Origin of the sequence: Euryhalocaulis sp., assembly GCF_013911995.1 — a bacterium.
Lineage (GTDB): Bacteria > Pseudomonadota > Alphaproteobacteria > Caulobacterales > Maricaulaceae > Euryhalocaulis > Euryhalocaulis caribicus.
In genome coordinates this window covers 90352-109449 of sequence record NZ_JACESD010000003.1, presented here as the reverse complement: position 1 = coordinate 109449, position 19098 = coordinate 90352, and the positions used below count along the sequence as shown (strand labels likewise).

At 62.4% G+C, this 19098-nt stretch carries 12 protein-coding genes and 1 pseudogene; 8 read left to right on the top strand and 5 right to left on the bottom strand.

Annotated features, from left to right (window positions below):
* Positions 1-302: pseudogene (locus H2040_RS01575) on the top strand (MFS transporter); the annotation flags it as partial.
* A gap of 1 nt (position 303) precedes the next feature.
* Positions 304-1662 (top strand): aminotransferase, encoded by a 1359-nt coding sequence (locus H2040_RS01570; protein ID WP_287153757.1) that lies wholly within the window; start codon positions 304-306, stop codon positions 1660-1662.
* Between the two features lie 14 nt (positions 1663-1676).
* Here the strand turns inward: H2040_RS01570 and H2040_RS01565 are convergent, their stop codons facing one another.
* The 3 genes from H2040_RS01565 to amaB all read right to left on the bottom strand — a co-directional run bounded on the left by H2040_RS01565 (position 1677) and on the right by amaB (position 5239).
* Positions 1677-2603 carry a tetratricopeptide repeat protein gene (locus H2040_RS01565; protein WP_287153755.1) on the bottom strand — a complete coding sequence of 309 codons (927 nt, stop codon included), beginning with the start codon at positions 2601-2603 and terminating at the stop codon, positions 1677-1679.
* 87 nt (positions 2604-2690) lie between these two features.
* Positions 2691-3680, bottom strand: a complete 990-nt coding sequence (locus H2040_RS01560) for a tetratricopeptide repeat protein (protein WP_287153752.1) — start codon at positions 3678-3680, stop codon at positions 2691-2693.
* A 29-nt stretch (positions 3681-3709) separates the two neighbouring features.
* Complete coding sequence (gene amaB, locus H2040_RS01555) at positions 3710-5239, bottom strand: L-piperidine-6-carboxylate dehydrogenase (RefSeq protein ID WP_353844767.1); 1530 nt, start codon at positions 5237-5239, stop codon at positions 3710-3712.
* A gap of 379 nt (positions 5240-5618) precedes the next feature.
* Between amaB and H2040_RS01550 the strand changes: the two genes are divergently transcribed.
* The 3 genes from H2040_RS01550 (at position 5619) to H2040_RS01540 (ending at position 10072) form a co-directional block, all read left to right on the top strand.
* Complete coding sequence (locus H2040_RS01550) at positions 5619-6242, top strand: helix-turn-helix domain-containing protein (protein ID WP_022697432.1); 624 nt, start codon at positions 5619-5621, stop codon at positions 6240-6242.
* Between the two features lie 75 nt (positions 6243-6317).
* Complete coding sequence (locus H2040_RS01545) at positions 6318-7391, top strand: membrane dipeptidase (RefSeq protein ID WP_287153747.1); 1074 nt, start codon at positions 6318-6320, stop codon at positions 7389-7391.
* Between the two features lie 209 nt (positions 7392-7600).
* Positions 7601-10072 (top strand): TonB-dependent receptor plug domain-containing protein, encoded by a 2472-nt coding sequence (locus H2040_RS01540; protein ID WP_022697434.1) that lies wholly within the window; start codon positions 7601-7603, stop codon positions 10070-10072.
* 126 nt (positions 10073-10198) lie between these two features.
* Here the strand turns inward: H2040_RS01540 and H2040_RS01535 are convergent, their stop codons facing one another.
* Both H2040_RS01535 and H2040_RS01530 read right to left on the bottom strand, forming a co-directional pair.
* Complete coding sequence (locus H2040_RS01535) at positions 10199-11380, bottom strand: cystathionine gamma-synthase family protein (protein ID WP_287153743.1); 1182 nt, start codon at positions 11378-11380, stop codon at positions 10199-10201.
* Between the two features lie 77 nt (positions 11381-11457).
* Positions 11458-13398, bottom strand: coding sequence for an isoaspartyl peptidase/L-asparaginase (locus tag H2040_RS01530; protein WP_287153741.1), 1941 nt, complete (start codon positions 13396-13398; stop codon positions 11458-11460).
* 198 nt (positions 13399-13596) lie between these two features.
* On the opposite strand from H2040_RS01530, the gene H2040_RS01525 reads away from it, so the two are divergent.
* From H2040_RS01525 to H2040_RS01515, 3 genes are all read left to right on the top strand, one after another.
* On the top strand, positions 13597-14067 hold the full coding sequence (locus H2040_RS01525) for an Lrp/AsnC family transcriptional regulator (RefSeq protein WP_022697437.1): 471 nt from the start codon (positions 13597-13599) through the stop codon (positions 14065-14067).
* Positions 14068-14450: 383 nt separating this feature from the next.
* Positions 14451-17333, top strand: coding sequence for a TonB-dependent receptor domain-containing protein (locus tag H2040_RS01520; protein ID WP_287153738.1), 2883 nt, complete (start codon positions 14451-14453; stop codon positions 17331-17333).
* 169 nt (positions 17334-17502) lie between these two features.
* On the top strand, positions 17503-19047 hold the full coding sequence (locus H2040_RS01515) for a C69 family dipeptidase (protein WP_287153735.1): 1545 nt from the start codon (positions 17503-17505) through the stop codon (positions 19045-19047).
* Positions 19048-19098: the final 51 nt, after the last annotated feature.

Genomic DNA, 19098 nt, shown 5'->3' with positions numbered 1-19098 from the left:
CCTATATGGTGGCCAATTGCAGCACCGGCATCACCTGGGGAATGGTCATCGCCTATCTTTTCGGGATGAGCGCCCAGTTCGACAAGGCGGGGCGCACCGCCGCGCTGGGCGGGTTCGTCTCCAAGATGGGTCTGGCCAGCGGGCCGTTTGCCGCCGGTTACCTTCTGGGGCACGGGGGCGGCTTTTCTGGCCTCATAAATTTCACGTTTCTGGGTCTCGCGCTCAGCGCGGTCTTCATGCTTATTCCGGCGCGTGCGCTGGATCGCGCGCGACGCCAGACGCCAACCCTTTCAGGAGACTGACATGACCGCCATTCCCAATTCGATCGAGGCGCGGCACATCGCCTCGGTCCTGCACCCGGCCACCAATTTCAAGGCCTTGAACGCCGACGGTCCGCTGGTCATGACGCAGGGCAAGGGCGTGTTCGTAAAGGACAATCAGGGCAAGGAATATATCGAGGGGCTGGCCGGCCTCTGGTGCACGTCGCTGGGTCACGGCGTGAAGGAGCTGGCCGAGGCGGCGCGCCAGCAGATGGAAACGGTCGCCTATACCCACATGTTCGGCGGACGCAGCCATGAACCGGCGATCAATCTGGCGGAGAAACTGAAGGAATTGTCGCCGCTGGACACCGGCAAGGTCTTGTTCGGCTGTTCCGGCTCTGACGCCAACGACACGCAGATCAAGCTGATACGCTATTACAATAATGCGGTCGGCCGGCCCGAGAAAAAGAAGATCATCAGCCGCAAGAAGGGCTATCACGGGGTCACGCTGGCCAGCGCAAGCCTGACCGGTCTGCCGGTCAATCACGCCCTTTTCGATCTGCCGATGGACGGCGTCCTGCACACCGAAACCCCGCATCATTACCGCCACGCCGAACCGGGCGAGAGCGAAGAGGATTACGCGGGGCGCCTGGCCGCGCAGCTGGAAGAGATGATCCTGAGCGAAGGGCCGGAAACCGTCGCCGCTTTCATCGCCGAGCCGGTGATGGGGGCGGGGGGCGTGATCACGCCGCCGAAGACCTATTTCCAGCGCGTCAAGGAAGTGCTGGACCGTCACGATATCATTTTCATCGATGATGAAGTGATCTGCGGGTTCGGGCGTACGGGGGAGACGTTCGGCGCGGTGACCTATGGCATGCAGGCCGACACGATGACGCTCGCCAAGGGGCTGTCCTCCGCCTACATGCCGATCAGCGCGGTTCTGGTCCCTGACTGGATGTATGAGGCGATGATCGAGCCGAGCGCGGCCAATGGCGCGTTCGGCCACGGCTTCACCTATTCCGGCCATCCGGTCAGCTGTGCGGTGGCGCTGAAGACGCTCGAGCTGATGGAAGAGTGGGCGGTGATGGACCATGTCCGCGCGCTGGCCCCGAAATTCCAGGCGCGGCTGCGCGGGTTTTCCGATCATCCGCTGGTGGGCGAGGCGCGGGGCGTCGGCCTGGTCGGCGCGCTGGAGCTGGTGGCGGACAAGGCGGCGAAAACCCCCTTCGATCCGAAACAGGGCGTCGGCATGGCCTGTTACAAGGCCTGTATGGAAGAAGGGCTGATCATCCGGGCGATCGGCGATTCCATCGCCTTCTGCCCGCCGTTGGTGATAACCGAAGACGAGATGGAAGAAATGTTTGCCCGCTTCGGACGCGCGCTGGACCGGGTGGCCGTATAGCGCGCGCCAGGCCTTCAGTCTCCGGAGGCGGCGGCGCGGTCCCTGATGCGCAGAACTTCTATCTCGGCGGGCCAGAAGCCGAGCGGGCTGGATTCGACGATCTCGACCAGAATGGTCTCCGCCTCGGCGTCCTGACCGTCAAAGACCAGCTGCATGGCGTGGGCGAAACGCTGTAGCGCCCCGCTTCCCGCATCCTCAGGCGACAGCGCGCCCTGCAGGATCTTCAGGCCTTCGTAATAGGCGTGGTTCTCGATCAGCTCCAGATCGGCCGGGACGGCGTCCACGACGGCCGCGGCCTCATCGGCGCGGCCAAGCTTCATCAAGGCGATGTAGCGCCAGTAGGCGACCGGTACGACCAGATCGTCCTTGTAGCACATGATGGGCGTATCGAGGGCGGCTTGCATGCCGGCGTTCATCTGCTCGAAATCGCCCGTCGCAAAGCTTGTCTGCGCCAGATAGTAGTGAAGGTTGGAGCGATACGTGCCGAGCGGTTGTGCGCGGGAATTTATGATGCCGTCGGGCTCGAAACTGTCCGGCACGCCTTCCATCAGGGCGAGCGCCGCGCGGTAATCGGCGACAGAGGCCTCGAACTGCCGGCTGCGGGCGAGGTGGCGGCCCCGGAAACGGCGCAGTTTGTAGCTCTCCGGAAACTGTTCCAGCCCTTCGGAGAACACCGCGACAGCCTCTTCATAACGGCCCAGATAGCCGAGGCGGCGGCCCAGCCAGATAAAGGAATCCTCCCGATCGGGCGCGATTTCCATGCGCGCGCGGGCGATCTCAAGATCCGTCTCCAGACGTTCCTGGACCTCCGCCGGGAAACCGGGGTCGCGCAGGGCCGTGCCCAGGAGAGTTTGGCCCTCGGCTTGCGCGCTGTGGGCGGAGTCCGCGGGAGCGGCGATGAGGGCGCTGGCGGCGAGTGCGAGGAGGACAAGACGTTTCATGACCGGTTCCTGTGATCTGGAGAAAAAACCGGTCCGCCATGTCTGGGGAAAGCAGCCATGACGGACCGGGTTTGCGCGGATTGACGCCTAGGGAGTTTCTCCGGGGTAGAGATCACGCCAGTCCGCTTCAGACTGAATACGGGCAAAATAGCTCCAGCCATCGACATTGATGGAGCGGCGGAACCATTCCTTCGCTTCTTCGCGCTGGCCGTCGAAGAGATAGAAATTGGCCAGAGTGAAAGCGGTGGAGGAGGCGGTGCCGGAGGCGTTGGAGAACGCCTTGCCCGTGTCGACATTGCTGAAGAAGGAACCGGGTTCGCGGTGCCCCTTGAACAGCTGGATGCCGTCGAAATAGTAGTTGCTTTCGATATTGTCGCTCAGCTCCGCCAGCGCCATGTCATAGCCGTTCAAAAGCTCCAGCGCGGCGTCGAATTCGCCTGCGCGGCCAAGCGAGTTATAGGTCCAGTAAACGCCCGCCGTGATGCCCGGCGCGTCATTGACCCAGCGCGAAACGTCCAGCGAACGTTCAAACCATTTGGCGGCCTCGCTGTATTCGCCTTTGGCGAAATAGGCCTGGCCGAGATGGTAGTAGAGATAGAACTGGACGACGTCCGGCGTGCTCGGGAAATAGTCCGGGCCGAGCTTTTCGCGCTCCAGCGGCTTGCCTTCATACAGCTCCGCGGACCGCAGGCCTTCTTCGATAGATTTGTCGAACTGGCGCAGGGTGAAATAGCGGTGCGCGCGGTGACGGCGCAGCTTGGCCGAGTCCGGGAATTTCTCGATTCCCTTGGAATAGATGTCGACCGCTTCCTTGTAATAGCCCTGATAGGAAAGCACGCGGCCGTACCAGGTGGCGGTGTCCGGCGTGATTTCCGCGTCATAGGCGGCCTTCGCGTCGGCGGTGACGCGAGCGAAGGTTTCCGCATCGGTGAGGTTCTTGGAGGCGCTGGCCTCGGAGTGAAGCTTTTCGCCGAACAGCGAATCCGTCTGATAGGTGTCCCCTTGCGGCTGGGCAAACGCCGCCGCGCTGAGGCACGCCGACAGGGCGGCGATGCTGAGTGTTTTCAGGACTGACATGGTGAATTCCTTCCTTTTTCCGTAATGGCTCAAGCGGCGCTGGCGCCGAATTTGAGCCCCTGGGCGAGATTGAGTTGCGAGGAGTAGTTGATGGTGTTGGTGGAGCGGCGCATGTAATTCTTCCACGTATCCGAACCCGATGCGCGTCCGCCGCCCGTATCCTTTTCACCGCCGAATGCGCCGCCGATTTCCGCGCCGCTGGTGCCGATATTGACGTTGGCGATGCCGCAGTCGCTGCCGGCGTGGGAGAGGAAAAGCTCCGTCTCCCGCATGTCGGTGGAGAAGATCGACGAGGACAGCCCCTGGGGCGCCGCGTTGTTGAGGGCGATGGCTTCTTCAAGGTCGCGATATTTCATCACGTAGAGAATCGGCGCGAAGGTCTCCGTCAGGACGATCGGGGTCTGGCCGGGCATGGCGGCGATGGCCGGCCGCGCATAAAACGCGCCGGGAAATTCGTCCTCCAGAACCCGTTCTCCGCCCCAGATCTGGCCGCCCTGCTCGCGGGCGGCGTCCAGCGCGGCCTGCATGCCCTCGAACGCGGCCTGGTCGATGAGCGGGCCGACATGGGCGCTCTCGTCAAGCGGCGATCCAACGCGGAGCTGGCCGTAGCCCTGCCGCATGCGGTCAAGAAATTCATCGTGAATGTCTTCGTGGACGATGAGGCGCCGCATGGTGGTGCAACGCTGTCCGGCGGTGCCGGCCGCGCCGAACACGCAGCCTTCAATCGCCAGATCCATGTCCGCATTGGGCGTGACGATGGCGGCGTTATTGCCGCCAAGTTCAAGAATGGAGCGGCCAAGCCGCGCCGCCACGCGGCCGGCCACGTCGCGCCCCATCGTGGTGGAGCCGGTGGCGCTGATCACCGCGATGCGGCGGTCATCAGCCAGAACGCGGCCGATGGCGCCATCACCCAGCATGACCTGTGAAAGATTGGCCGGCGCGTCCTCGAAACGATTGATCACCTGGTCAAGAAGGCCGCCGCACGCCAGCGCCGTAAGCGGCGCTTTCTCGGAGGGTTTCCAGATGGCGGCGTTACCGCAGACCAGCGCGACCATAGTGCCCCAGGACCACACGGCGGCCGGGAAATTGAACGCCGAAATCTGGGCGAAGACGCCGACCGGATGCCAGGCCTCCGCCATGCGGTGCCCCGGGCGCTCACAGGCGATCTGCAGGCCGAAAAGCTGCCGCGACAGGCCGACGGCATACTCACAGATATCAATGACTTCCTGAATTTCTCCGCGCGCTTCGGCCAGCGATTTCCCGCAATCAATGGAGAGAATCCGCGAAAGCGGTTCCTTATTGTCCCGCACCAGGTCGCCATATTGGCGGATCAGCTCTCCCCGCCGCGGCGCGGGAGTCTCCCGCCACTCAAGAAAGGCGGCCTGGGCGCGCTTGATGGCTTCGTCCGCCATGGCCGGCGTCGCCCGGCGGAAGCTGGCCAGCTTCGAACCATCGATCGGTGACACGGCGATCAGCGTGCCTTCCTGTTCCGCAGGCGGCTTCAGGCCGATTCCTTCAAAGAGTTCGGTTATCTCCGCGGCAAGGCCGCTTTCCTCCATTGAGGCCGGATCGTTCGCGTTATCGTGTTTCAGTCCTGCGCGAATTGTCATAATCGGTCGGCGTCCCCCGCATCTTGTTTGTGAAATCCGGCGCAGCCAGGCCGGAGTGATTGTAAAAGCCGGGCGGGCCATGATCGATGGACCCCGGACCGCCGCTTGTCGAAGAAAATTTCGTATAGGCAAAAAATTTTATCGTCAACCGAGCGCGGGCGTTGTGCCCGGCCGCGGCCGTTGTCGGCGAACCCGGCATGACGTTGAAAAAAGAGATTTGGACTTGCGCAGATTGACGGGATCGTCTTACAGGGCGAACCTGTCGTATCGGAAAATTTATTTTTCCTTTGTCATAACAAAATCATCCCAGCGGACCGGACCCTGCCAGATGTCGGACGATTTCGAAGATTTCACCAAGCTATTGTCGAGCGCGCGCGGCAGCAGTTTCAAACGCCAAAGCACCGCTGACCTGGGTGAACGGGTCCGCGCCATACGCCGGTCGAAAAACTGGACGCTGGAGGAGGCGGCCCGCCGGACAGGCCTGGCCGCATCAACGCTTTCGAAGATCGAAAATGACCATATGTCGCCCACTTTCGACGCGGTTCAGCGTCTGGCCGAAGGTCTTGAGATCGATATCACGGAATTGTTTGCCTCTTCGGCCGGCGAACGGCCCAGCGGCCGGCGCAGCGTGACCCGCGCCGGCGATGGACGCGGCATGGAAACGCCGGTTTACGCCCACAAGCTTCTGGCCTCCGAGCTGGTGCAGAAACGGATTCTGCCGTTTGTCACCCGCATCAAGGCCCGCTCTTTCGACGACTTCAAGGAGCTGAAGGGGCACAAGGGCGAAGAATTCGTCTATGTCCTTGAGGGCGAGGTATTGTTCTATACCGAGCATTATGAGCCGGAACGGCTTGGTCCGGGTGATTCCATCTATTTCGATAGCGGCATGCACCATGGCTGCATTTCGGTGAGCGAAGAAGACGCGGTCGTCCTCTGGATCAATACCGGCTAATCCGCCCCTTGCATCGGCTTCCTGTTTCGGAATAGATTTTTCCTAAACGAAAAATCTTTCACTCAGGAGGGGCGCATGTCTCCAGATCGTCGAACATTTCTTGCGGGCGCATTGGCAACCGGGGGCATGGCCCTGAGCGGCATGGGGCGCGCCGCGGCGCAAGGCGCCGCCGGGCCTCTGATCTTCGATGCGATGGGCGAGATGCGTCTGGAGTATGACGGCGACCTTATCAAACAGATCAAGGCCAGTGGCCTGAACGCGATCACGGTGACCCTGACCGATCCGAAGGTGAGCGGGCAGCGGGCGACCGATGAAGCGATTGATGCGGTGCTGGCGCATGACCAGCATATCAAGGCGCACCCGGAATGGTTCCTGAAGGCGACGCGCGTTGACGACATAGAGCGCGCGCGGGCCGCGGGGCAGATCGCCGTTTTCTATCTCTACCAGAACAGCGTTCAGTTCCAGAAGGATCTCGACCTTGTGGACATGTTCTATTCGCTCGGCGTCCGCTCCAGCCAGATCACTTATAATTACCAGAACTGGGCGGGCGCGGGCTGCAAGGAAAAGCGCGATGGCGGCCTGAGCCGTTTTGGCGGCGAACTTGTTGAAAAAATGAATGAAACCGGGATGTTGATCGATCTTTCCCACTCAGGAATGACGACAATGGCCGATACGATTGCGGTTTCGAAATCGCCGGTCTGCATCTCCCACACCGGGATCATGAGCGTTTTCGAGAATGAGCGGAACACAACCGATGAAAACCTTCGCGCCGTAGCGGAAAACGGCGGCTTTGTTGGCGTTTGCCAGATTCGTCCCTTCCTGACGCACGGCAGAGAGGGCGCGCTGGAGGATTATTTCCGTCATATCGACCAGGCGGTGAAGGTGGCCGGGGTCGAACATGTAGCGATTGGCAGCGACAGGGATCATCGCGTCATAACCATGACGGACGAATATCTGGCGGAGCTGAAAGCCGAGGAGGGCGAGAATTTCAATCCGGACGAGTGGCCGCTCTTCATTGATGAACTGAACGGGCCGAGCCGTATGGAGGTTATCCTGGCCGGCCTCGAGAAGCGGGGCTATGCCCAGGCGGATATTGAAAAGATCATGGGGGGCAATGTTCTGCGGGTCTATCGCGACGTGGTCGGATAGCGCCGGGATTGCCAATTTGCAGCATATAAAGGCCGGCGTCAGCGCCGGCCTTTTTGTTTCAAGGGTTTATCCTAAACGAAACCAAACTGTCCGATCATAAAATTTCCTACTTGTGTCAATTTTCAAACTTTTTTATTATAGGAAAATATATTTCGTAGATGTGCGGGGCCTGCCGCCGCGCGCCCGCCACTTTCACGCAGGGGGAGAAAATGAGAAACCTTCTTTTGGCATCCATCGCCGCCGCGCCGCTGGCGCTTGCAGCGACGGCCGCAACCGCACAGGAATCGAGTGCGGAACAGAGTTCAGAGGCGTCCGGAGGCATTGCGCCCGGCGCCGCCGCCGAAGCCGACAATCTGGTCGTTATCGGTTCGCGCCGTAAGGGCCGCTCCGACACCGAAAGCGTTGTCCCGGTCGACGTCATCCAGCCCGAAGTCATCAGCAGCACCGGCTATTCGGATCTTAATGATGCGCTGCGGACCCTCGTCCCGGCTTTCAACGTCAAGCGCCTTCCCCTGAATGACGGGTCGTCCTTCGTGCGTCCCGCCACGCTGCGCAGCTCGCCGGCGGACCATGTCCTGTTGCTGATGAACGGCAAGCGCCGGCATCGTTCCGCCACGGTGCAGATCGGCACCGGCCACGCGACGACGTCCGGTTCTCAGGGGCAGGACTTCAACGTCATTCCGCCGATCGCGCTCGATTCCATCGAGGTTCTGCGCGACGGCGCCTCGGCCCAGTACGGCTCCGACGCCATTGCCGGCGTGATCAACCTCACGCTGAAGAGCGATAGCGAGGGCGGCAGCATCAATACCGAGGTCGGTCAGTATTTTGACGGCGGCGGCGAGACGTTCGACGTCCAGGCCAATCTGGGCCTGCCGCTGACCGATGCGGGCTTCATCAATCTCAGCGGTCAGTACATCACCCAGCAGAAGACGGTGCGGGACGGCGTCCATGTCGGCGCCCAGGCCCTGCGCGATATGGGCGTGCCCGATGTTCCCGATCCGGCCATCAATACCGGCGATCCGGAATATATGGCGATCAAGACCGCGTGGAATGCCGGGCTGGACCTTGGCGGCGGCCGCGAAGCCTATGCCTTTGGTAATTTCATGGTCTCGGAAAGCGAGATCGGCTTCTTCTACCGTCAGTCACAGGCGGCCGGCGGACTGGGCCAGCACGCTACCTATGCCGACTCGATCTTCGAGGGCACGGACGCCCATCCGCAGGATTTCGACCTGGCGGCCATCTATCCGGGCGGTTACACCCCGCAATTCGGCGGCGACCAGACCGATTTCAGCACCGTTCTGGGCGTGCGTCAGGACGAAACAGAATCGTTTGGCTGGGATGCATCCTTCCGCTGGGGCCAGAACGAGATCGAGTACAGCATCTGGAACACGATCAATCCGTCGCTCGGCGTGGAATCGCCGACCTCTTTCGATCCCGGCTCTCTTGCCCAGCGCGAGTACGAGCTGAATCTGGAGGCCTATAAATCCATTCCGGTGGATGGCCTGGCCAGCGATCTGTTCTTCTTCGGGGGCGTGAGCTACCGCAACGAACAATACACGATCGGCGCGGGCGAGCGGGATTCCTACATTGCCGGTCCGCTTCGCGACCTGCCCGTCGGCTCCAACGGCTTTCAGGGTTACAGCCCGGACATTGCCGGCGAATTCGAGACCGACAGCTATGCCGGTTATCTAGAAGTCGAAACGGACATCACCGATCAGTGGACCATTTCAGCCGCTGGCCGTTATGAGGACTATGAAGCGTTCGGCGACAATTTCAGCTACAAGGTCGCGACGCGCTTCGACTTCAATGACAATTTCGCGGTTCGCGGCGCCACCAGCACCGGCTTCCGCGCGCCTGCGGCCGGTCAGCTTTTCGCAACCTCCCAGACGTCCCAGATCGCGCCGAACGGTGATTTCATCCTCGATGCGGTTCTGGTTCCGGGTTCGCCGGCGGCCGAGATCTTCGGATCCGATCCGCTGACCCCCGAAACCTCGGAAAACCTGTCCGCGGGGATCGTGCTGTCGTTCGACAATTTCACGGCGACGCTGGATTTCTACCAGATCGACGTGGATGACCGCCTGCTCCTGTCCGACCAGATCGCGACAACGCCGGAGCAGCGCGCGGCGCTGGCCGCCATCGGCTACCCGAATGGCCAGGGCGTGCAGACCGTCCGCTTCTTCCAGAACAAGCTGGACACCCGGGTCCGCGGCGCCGACTTTGTCGCCACCTACGGACATCAGTGGGACGCGGCCAACGCGACCGATGTCAGCCTGGCGGTGAGCTATAACGAGCAGATCCTGCGCAGCGATCCGGCGGGCGTGTTCACGCCGGGCAAGGTGCTGGAGTTTGAAGAAGGCATTCCGGGCTGGCGCGGCAATCTCACCCTGACGCACCATATCGGCGACTTCCAGCTTCTGGGCCGGGCGACCTATTACGGTGAATGGACGCGGGTGGATCTCGACTATATCCGCACCCGTGACCCGCAGGTCATCTTCGACGCCGAGATTGCCTATAAGGGCTTCGATAACTTCACGATCGCGGCCGGGGCGCGGAATCTGGAAAACGATTACCCGCCGCCGCGCCGTCCGATCTATGAATCCTTTGGCGTGAAGTACGACAACCACTCGGTCTTCGGACTCAGCGGCGGTTACTACTATCTCAGCCTAGATTACCAGTTCTAACTCGGCTCAAACCCTCCACGAACCGAGCAGGCCCCGCGCAGATGCGCGGGGCCTTTTTCTTTGTCTTGAACGGGAAAGGCGGGCGGCGGGTCCGGCCGATGCTTGCGGTTGCGCCGCAGCAAGGGATCAGAGGGCCGCTAGCGCCTCATCCAGTTGCGTTATGAGGTCTTCAGCATCCTCGACGCCGCAGGAATATCTCAGCAGCGTTTCGGAGATGCCGAGGGCGGCGCGCTGTTCGGCGCTGCACTCCACATGGCTGGTGACCGAAGGCGGTCCGATCAGCGTGTTGACCGAGCCCAGGCTGGCCGCGCGGTGTACATAGTGCAGATGGCCGACGAATTTCTTGAGCGCGTCGAAATCGCCATCGATGGAAAAGCTCAGCATGCCGCCGAACCCGGCCATCTGGGTCTTGGCGATATCGTGTTTGTCGTGGGTCTCCAGCCCCGGATAGAAGACGCTCTCCACCCTGGGGTGGCCCTTGAGGAATTGCGCGACAGCAAGGCCCGTCTCATTCTGCTTGCGCACTCGCAGATCCAGCGTCTTCATGCCGCGCAGAAGAAGATAGGCGGAGAAGGCCGACAGGACGGCGCCGCAAATCTCGCGATGCTCATAGACCGCCTGAACCAAGTCCTGCCTGCCGATCAGCACGCCGCCCATGGCGTCGTCGTGACCGCCGAGATACTTCGTCGCGGAATGCAGCACCATGTCGGCGCCGATGGCGAGCGGCTTCTGGTTGATCGGAGTGGCAAATGTATTGTCGACCACCGTGATCGCGCCTTGCTGGCGGGCCGCGGCGATAGCGCGCTTGAGGTCGATGATCTTCAGCGTCGGGTTCGTGGGCGTTTCCAGATAGACCAGCTTGCAGCCCTTGCCGATGGCCGCCTCGATGGCTTCGCCATCGCTGGTCTCGACCAGATCGACCTCGATCCCGAAGCGCGGCAGCAGGTCCAGGAATATCCGGCTGGTGCCGCCATACGTGTCCTTGATGGAAACGATGCGGTCGCCCGGCGACAGGTGCGTCAGAAGCGTGTCGGAGATGGCGGCCATGCCGCTGGCGAAGGCGATGGCCTTCTCCCCGCCTTCCAGAATGCGGCACTTTTCCTCGAAGACGCCGACAGTCGGGTTGGTGTTGCGGCTGTATATATATCCCGGCGCCTGGCCCAGCGCGGCGGCGGCCCATTCGTCCATGTCGTCATAGGCGAACGGAGCGCTCTGCACGATTGGAACCTGCGCGGCGCCGAAGGCCAGCGGGTTCTCCTCGCCGGCCCAGACCGCAATCGTTGAAGGTTTCTGGTTTGATATCGACACTGGGTTTCCTCCCCGAAAATAAGTGAGCGCTTCCTGTGTCCCTGTCTGCGCGGGGAGGAAGGTCGTGTTGTGCTGGATTAGGGTTCGTCGCGCTGGACGGTCTCGTCGGCATAGATCGCCGCGGTGGCGGGAAGCGTGTCCGTCACGGCGCCGCGATACATGCCCTCGGTATTCATCGAAAAAGCGATACGGCCGTTGCCGTCGATGGCGATCAGCCCGCCATCGCCGCCCAGCGCGCCGATGGAGGCAATCGCGCCATCGGCCGCTTGCTGAATGGTCTCGCCCTTCCAGGCGACGCGGTCGCAGACCTGCCGGCCCGCGCTTTCCCGGATGAAATATTCACCGGTGCCCGTGCCCGAGACGGCGCATTTGCCGTCCGCGGCATAGGTGCCGGCCCCGATGATCGGGGAGTCGCCAATGCGGCCCCATTCCTTGCCGGTCAGCCCGCCGGTGGATGTGGCGGCGGCAAGGTGGCCGTGCGTATCGCGCGCCACGGCGCCCACGGTGCCGAAACGATGGGTCGGGTCCAGGGCGGCCTGCTGGTCGCGCTTCCATTCAAGGTGCTGGCGCCAGCGGTGCTCGGTCCGGAAATAGGCCGGGTCGACCTGTTCGATATTCTTCAACCGCGCAAACTCGTCCGCGCCGTCGCCGGACAGCAGCACATGGCGAGATTGCTCCATGACCGCCCGGGCAAGCGTGATCGGGTTGCGCGTGGTGCTGACCGCGGCGACCGCGCCGGCATGCAGCGTGGCGCCGTCCATGATTGCCGCGTCCAGCTGGTTGCGGCCCTCCGCGTCGAACACCGCGCCGCGGCCGGCATTGAACAGCGGATCGTCTTCCAGCACGCGAAGCGTGGCTTCCACCGCGTCCAGGCTCGACCCGCCGTCCTTCAGAATCGCCGCGCCGGTATTCAGGGCGGCTTCAAGGCTGGCGCGATAGGCGCGATCCGTCTCAGGGGTCAGGTCGCCGCGCGCGATAACGCCGGAGCCGCCATGAATGGCCAGCGTCCAGCCCGCATCCGGGGCGGCCGGCACGCCCGACAATGCGCCGTTGTCCACGCTGGCGACGCCGGAGAATGCCGGGTTGCTGACCTGCATCGTATCGAAATCAATCGTGCTTTCCGGGCCAATCCCGGTTAGCCGGACCGCTGTCCAGTTGAGCGCGCCATCGGGGCCAAAGGCCGGCGCGCCCTCCGGCTGCACCAGCCAGGCATGTCCATCGCTGAGCGTGTAAAGGCGCCCCGTCCCGTCGGCCTCGATGGTCAGCGCGCTGTCCTCGTCTATGCCCAGCCCGACCGCCTCCGGATCGGTGTCTGCGCGGGCCTGCGCCAGGAAGGCGACAAGACGGCCAAGACGGTCGCGCTCGGTAAAATGCGTGTCGGTTATGACGTGTTTCAGGAAAGGCATTTCCAGAAAATCACGCACCAGCGTCACTTTCGGCCCGTGCGGGTCGGCCAGCGCCTCCGCGGAATCGACCGCTTCCTCCGCCATCGCGCCATAGCCGGCGCCGCCCAGAATCGCCAGTCCCGCGCTGGTGCCGCCAATGGGGCGCCCCGCGGCGACATGGGCGTTCAGGGCTTCGGAGACCGGCGTGTCTTTCCAGAAGCGAACATAGTTCGACTGGTCGCCGCCGGCGATGAAAACGCCATCGGCATGGGAAAGGATTTCCTCCACGCGCGGATCGGACGCGGCTTTGCGGTCCGAGAAGACGAGCGTCTGGACAGAGGCCACGCCGCCGATTTCGTTCAGGATCCAGTCGCCGTCCGCGCCGTCGGAAGAGGCGCGAATGATGACAATATGTCCGTTGCCGGCTTTGCCCGCGAACCAGCGCCACGCGTCCGGGCTCCAGTCCGAACCGCCGATCAGCATCAGGCCCAGAGACGGGGAAGCCGGGGCGGGCGCTGAAACGTCGCCGCTGACGTAATAGCGGTAGCCTTGAGCCGTGTCCGTTTCGGCGCGGGCCTGGCCCGAACCTGTTGCGAGCATCAGCCCGGCGACAAGAATTGTTATCCAGCGCATCTGATTATCCCCCTCTATCCGGCCCTGTTTGAAACCCGGGCGCATTTTCCGCCCAGCCGGAAACGCTGCTTGTGAAAGGCATTCTGGCGCATATCCGGATGGTCGTCAGATTGCAGTTTTGCAGATATTAAGAACGAAAATTGTCTTTATTTCTTTGTTCAAGGCGTGTTCTGTCGTGAAACCGGGAAGAGAGGACAAATGAAGAAGCTGGATTCAATCGACAGAAAACTGCTTACGGTCATTCAGCAGGATGCCCGTTTGACCGCTGAACAGCTGGGCCATGCCTGCGGCCTGTCGCCGACCGCCGCGCTCAAGCGTTTGAAGCGTCTCCGCGCTGATGGAGTGATCGAGAAGGAGGTGGCCGTCGTGTCGCCCAAGGCGCTTGGCTATAACATCATGGCGATCGTCATGGTGTCGCTGGAGCGCGAGGACCGGAACGTCATCGACCGGTTCGAGCAGGATATCCGCGTCACGCCCCAGATCATGCAAGGCTTCTATATTGCCGGCGATTCGGATTTCGCCCTCACCATCGTGGCGCGGAACATGGACGAATATGACGAATTCACGCGCGAATTTTTCTATGACCGTCACAGGATCAAGAATTTCAAGACATGCATGATCATGAAGCCCCTCAAGCTGGGCGCGGCAGTTCCCGTTCTGGAGCCGTAAACCAAGCAGCGGGGGAGTGAATGAGTCTTGAGGCGCTCTTCGGTCGGAAATTTGCCGTAAGTGCTGAAAATCCGCTTATATATTTTTATCGCGACAGAATTTGACGCAAGTTTCGCAACTTTTGACAAAGTTCGCCCTACCCAGCTGCTATAGTTTCATTCTGGCAGGCTGGGGTCTCGATAAGACGGATATCGCGGGCGGCCAATCGGGCGAGCGGGGAGCGGCGCGCACTTCAAGGTCACGCGCCACGCCGTATCGGCGCTGACGTTCAGTCGTAAGCGCAGGACAACCACCGGTTGGCGGGGGCAAGCATCCCTCGAGACCTTCATGCCTGGGAAATGGGAACCGGCGGCCGCGGCCGCCTAGCATATCAAGGGGGATATATGCGTCGTCACGTTCTGGCCGCTGCGGTTTCGGGATTCAGTCTTCTCGCCGCCGTTCCGGCGTTGGCTCAACAGGCTGACGAGCTGGACACCACTCCGGAGGAAAACGCCGGCGTTACCGATGCCAGTACGCCGGCGGCGGAGTCAGTGACTGACCAGATTGTCGTGCTCGGGTCGCGCATTCCGCGCACGCAGGTCGAGGGTCCCGCCCCCGTCACGACGATCACGGCGGACGACATCCTCAAACAGGGCTATGAGGATATTCCGGCGCTGATGCGCTCTTTGACGCAGAATGTTGGCTCAACCCAGAGCACGCAGAGCTATGGGGCCAATACATTCACGCCCGGCGCAAAACAGGTCGACCTGCGGGGGCTCGGCCCGAACCATACGCTGGTGCTGGTGAACGGCCGCCGCGTCGCCGACTTCCCGATGCCCTATAGCGGCAACAGCAATGTCGCCGATATCTCCAACATTCCGATCGGGCTGATCGAACGGGTCGAGGTGCTGAGCGGCGCGGCGTCGGCGATTTACGGATCCGACGCGATTTCCGGGGTCGTGAACTTCCAGCTGAAAGAAAAGGCCGACGGCACGCGCATCGATCTGCAACTCGGCGGCACGGAGCGGGGCGGCGGCGCTTATCAGCGGGCGTCCCTCACGACCGGCTGGAACTCTGATTCAGGGAAACTTACCACGCTGTTCGGGGCGGAATACCGCAATCAGGAGCCGATCTGGGGCTATGAGCGCGAGATCCAGGACTCCGCCGCGGACAACCCGACCACGGATGAACCTGTGGCGCTGCGCAATTTCCTGCGGACGGACGAATATTACAGCTATCTCGACCCCGGCGCGTCGACCTGCGCGGGACTTTCCCAGCTCAATGAAGGCTCCACCTTCTACGCCAGCCGCGACGGTTTCGGCTGGGACGTGGACGCGGGCGACTACACCACCGGTTATTTCTGCGGCAGCAACGAAGCCATGGGCTACGGAATGATCCAGTCCGACTGGGAAGGGATCAATCTGTTCTCCTCGTCCACCTACGAGATCAACAGCCAGGTGGAACTGTTCCTGGATTTCCAGGGCGGATATTTCGACACCCAGGTCTTCAATGGCTTCAAGAGCTGGTACTACGTGGCCCCGGACGGGAACGAGGAAGGCACCTTCTTCAACCCGAACCATATCGGCCTGTACGAGACCTATAGCTGGCTGCAGCTGGACAACTGGTACCGCCTGTTCACGCCCGAGGAGATTGGCGGCTTCGAGAACGGCACCATCACCAACCGGTCCTATACGCTGAACGTGACGCCGGGCATCCGGGGCCATTTCGGCGAGGGGAATTCCTGGAACTACGAGGTCTATTACAACCACGCGCGCTATATTTCGGAGATGGCGTGGCCGGAAATCGTCATCGACGCGGCCAATGACTTCTTCCTGGGCGCGCCGGTGGACGACCCCAACAACACGACCGGCTATCAGCGTTTCGACGCCGACCCGGCGCGGCTCTACACGCCGCTGACCCCGGCCGAATACCGCCAGATTTCCGCCGACACGATCTATGAGCCGGAAACCTGGGTGCACAATGTGCAAGCCAGCGTCAGCACGATGGACCTGTTCGAGCTGCCGGCCGGCCCGATGGGCTTTGCCGCCGTCGCGGAAGCCAGCACGCAGGGCTACGAGATCAACCCCGATCCGAAGGCGCTGACGCAATACTATGTCGGCATCCGCGATTCCGACGGCGAGGGCGAGCGCGAGCATTACGGCGTCGGCGGGGAGCTTCTGATCCCGGTTTTCGACTTCCTGGATATCAATGCGGCGGGCCGCTACGACCATTACAGCTACGCCGACAATGATTTCGGTGAGTTCACCTATAATCTCGGCGCCGAACTGCGGCCGACCGACACGCTGCTGCTGCGCGCCGCCATCGGCACCGGCTTCCGCGCGCCGGACCTGCATTATGTCTATCGCGGCCAGGGCACGGTGAACGGCAGCGGGGCGGACTATTATACCTGCCGCACCTCCGAGAGCGCGCCCGAGCCCACCGATTGCGTCAACGATTACTGGGAAGGCTTCGTCAATCAGCGCGGCGGCAATCCGGACCTGTTGCCCGAAACGGCGCAATCGATCAGCGCGGGCTTCGTCTGGGCGCCGTTCGATAATTTCGACATCTCGGTCGACTATTTCCGCATCGAGATGGAAGACCAGGTCTTGAACCTGAGCGTCGACCAGCTCCTGCGGGACGAGGCCGATTGCCGGCTGGGCCAGACGTTCGACGGAACCCCGGTGGACGCCTCCACGCCGACCTGTATCGACGCGCTGGAACGGGTCGACCGCTATGCCAGCGGCGCGCTGGCCGGCGAAATCCAGTATGTCGACGTATTGCCGATCAATGTGGCGGAGGAATTCACCGACGGCATCGATGTCGAGGTGAATGGCGGCTTCTCGCTGGGCGAGTATGGCGACCTCTCCATGGGCGCGGCCTATACCTACGTGTTCGATCACACGATCCAGCAATATCCGGGCGACCCGGTGATCGACCAGTTCGAGCCGGCGGAGGGGTATGAAATTCCCCGCGAGAAGGGCAAGGCCTATCTCACCTGGAGCACGGGTCCGTTCTCCACGACGCTGACCACGCTCTACACGGGCGAGATGACCAACTGGAACTGGGACGACAAGATCGACGACAGTTACTGGTTCTATCTGTCCGCGCAGTACCAGGTGACGGACCGGGCCCGGCTCAGCGTCTCGATCAATAATCTGCTGGACAGCAATCCGGTCGAGGACCCGACCCATGCCAGCTACCCGTATTACAACTCGTCTTGGTACGACAGCGTGGGCCGGGAGTTCTATGTGCAGCTGAGCTACAAGTTCGGCGGTGAAGCCCTCTGATCGGGGCAGCCGCTTGCTGAACCTTACCTTGTCCCGCCCCGGCGCGGCCCAGATTCCCCTGGCGCCGTTCCGGGGCGGCGCTTTTGGGCGGCAGGCGGACCGATGCCCGCATTGACCCCGCCAGGCTGGCGGCAAATGATTTCCTGACGCTGAGAGGGAGAAGCAATCCGTGTTCTTGAGAATCCCGGCCCGCCGCGGTCTGTTCGGACTCTGTCTGGCGCTGTGGACATTCGTCTTCGCGCCCTCCGCACAGGCCAGCTACGCCTATTATGTGGGCCGGAACCTGACCGCCAACGGCGCGGTCATGATCGGCGGAACGGGCGAGGAAGTCTCCAGTCACTGGCTGGAGATCATTCCCGCGCGGGATCACCCGGACGGCGCGATGATCAAGGTCGGCGTCACGGCCGACGCCACGATCCCGGGCGAGCTGATCGAGATCCCGCAGGTCGCCCATACCTTCCGCTACATGCAGATGTCCTATACCGATTTTGAGGGTTTTCCGCCGCCCCTGACCAATGGCGGCGTGAACGAGCATCAGGTCGCGGTGCGCGATGTATGGGCGCCCAGCCGGGAAGAGCTGGTCGACATGACGCCGACGCCCCAGCACGGCCTGCAATATTCCGATCTCGCCCGCATCGTCATGGAGCGCGCCACGACCGCCCGCGAAGGCGTGGAGATCATCGGCGCGCTGATCGCAGAGCACGGCTATGCGACCTATGGCGGCAACACGCACCTGATCGCCGACCCGGATGAGGGCTGGGTGGTCTGGGAGCTGGCGGGCGGGCAGGGCCTCTGGGTCGCGGAACGTCTGGGCCCGGATGAAGTGCGCGTGCTCTATCCCGGCGGGATCGGGGAAGTTCCGCTCGATATTGCGAACGATCCGGATTTCCTCGCCTCTGAAAACTTCATCACCTTCGCGGAAGAACAGGGCTGGTACGACCGCGCTTCCGGCGGAGCATTCCATGCGGCGAAAATCTATGGCGACCAGAGCGTCGAGGATTTCCGCAATCCGGGCATCAAGTTCGTCTCCCCCGCCGACATGGACGAGGCCACGCGCGCCATGGCCCCGGTCACCGAGGCCGACCTGATGGAGCGCGTGCGCGACCCGCGCGTGGTGGACGATGATTCCGGCTACGGGCAGGTGGTCAGTCTGGATCAGGCGCTGCGCGATCCCGATCTGATCCGCATGTGGGCGGCGCCGACCGGCTCGGTGACGGCGCCGTTCAATGTCTGGTGGCTGGGCGTTCAGGACGTGCCGATGGAATATGGCCAGCACCGCTACCTGACCAAGGACGCAGCCTCGACCTTCCTGCATCCCGACTTCCAGGCGCAGGAGGCGACACAGTTCGCCGGCCGCACCTTCAAGCGCGTCATGTATTACGCCTGTTCCGCGCCTGAAGAGCTGCTGCCCGCCGTGACAGACATGCTGACGGCGTTCGAGGCGGAAACGCGCGGCGATCTGCAGTGGGTGGAGCGGTCCGCCCTGACCCTGATCGAGAATGATGACCGCGCGGCCGCGCAGGCGCTGATGACCTATTACGCCAACAGCCGCGCCATGGAGGCGCTGGATCTGGGCGAGGACATGATCGGCTGGCTGGACGGATATACGCGCCTTGTCAGCGGGCAGGCGCGGCCGGAAGGGACGGAGATCAACACGATGGACCCGACCGTGAACTGTCTGACGGACGGGGACCCGGACACGCCGGCGCGATAGCTCGCGGGCGCGCCCGCGAGCATTTCGAACTCAGTTATCTTGGACGCTTTG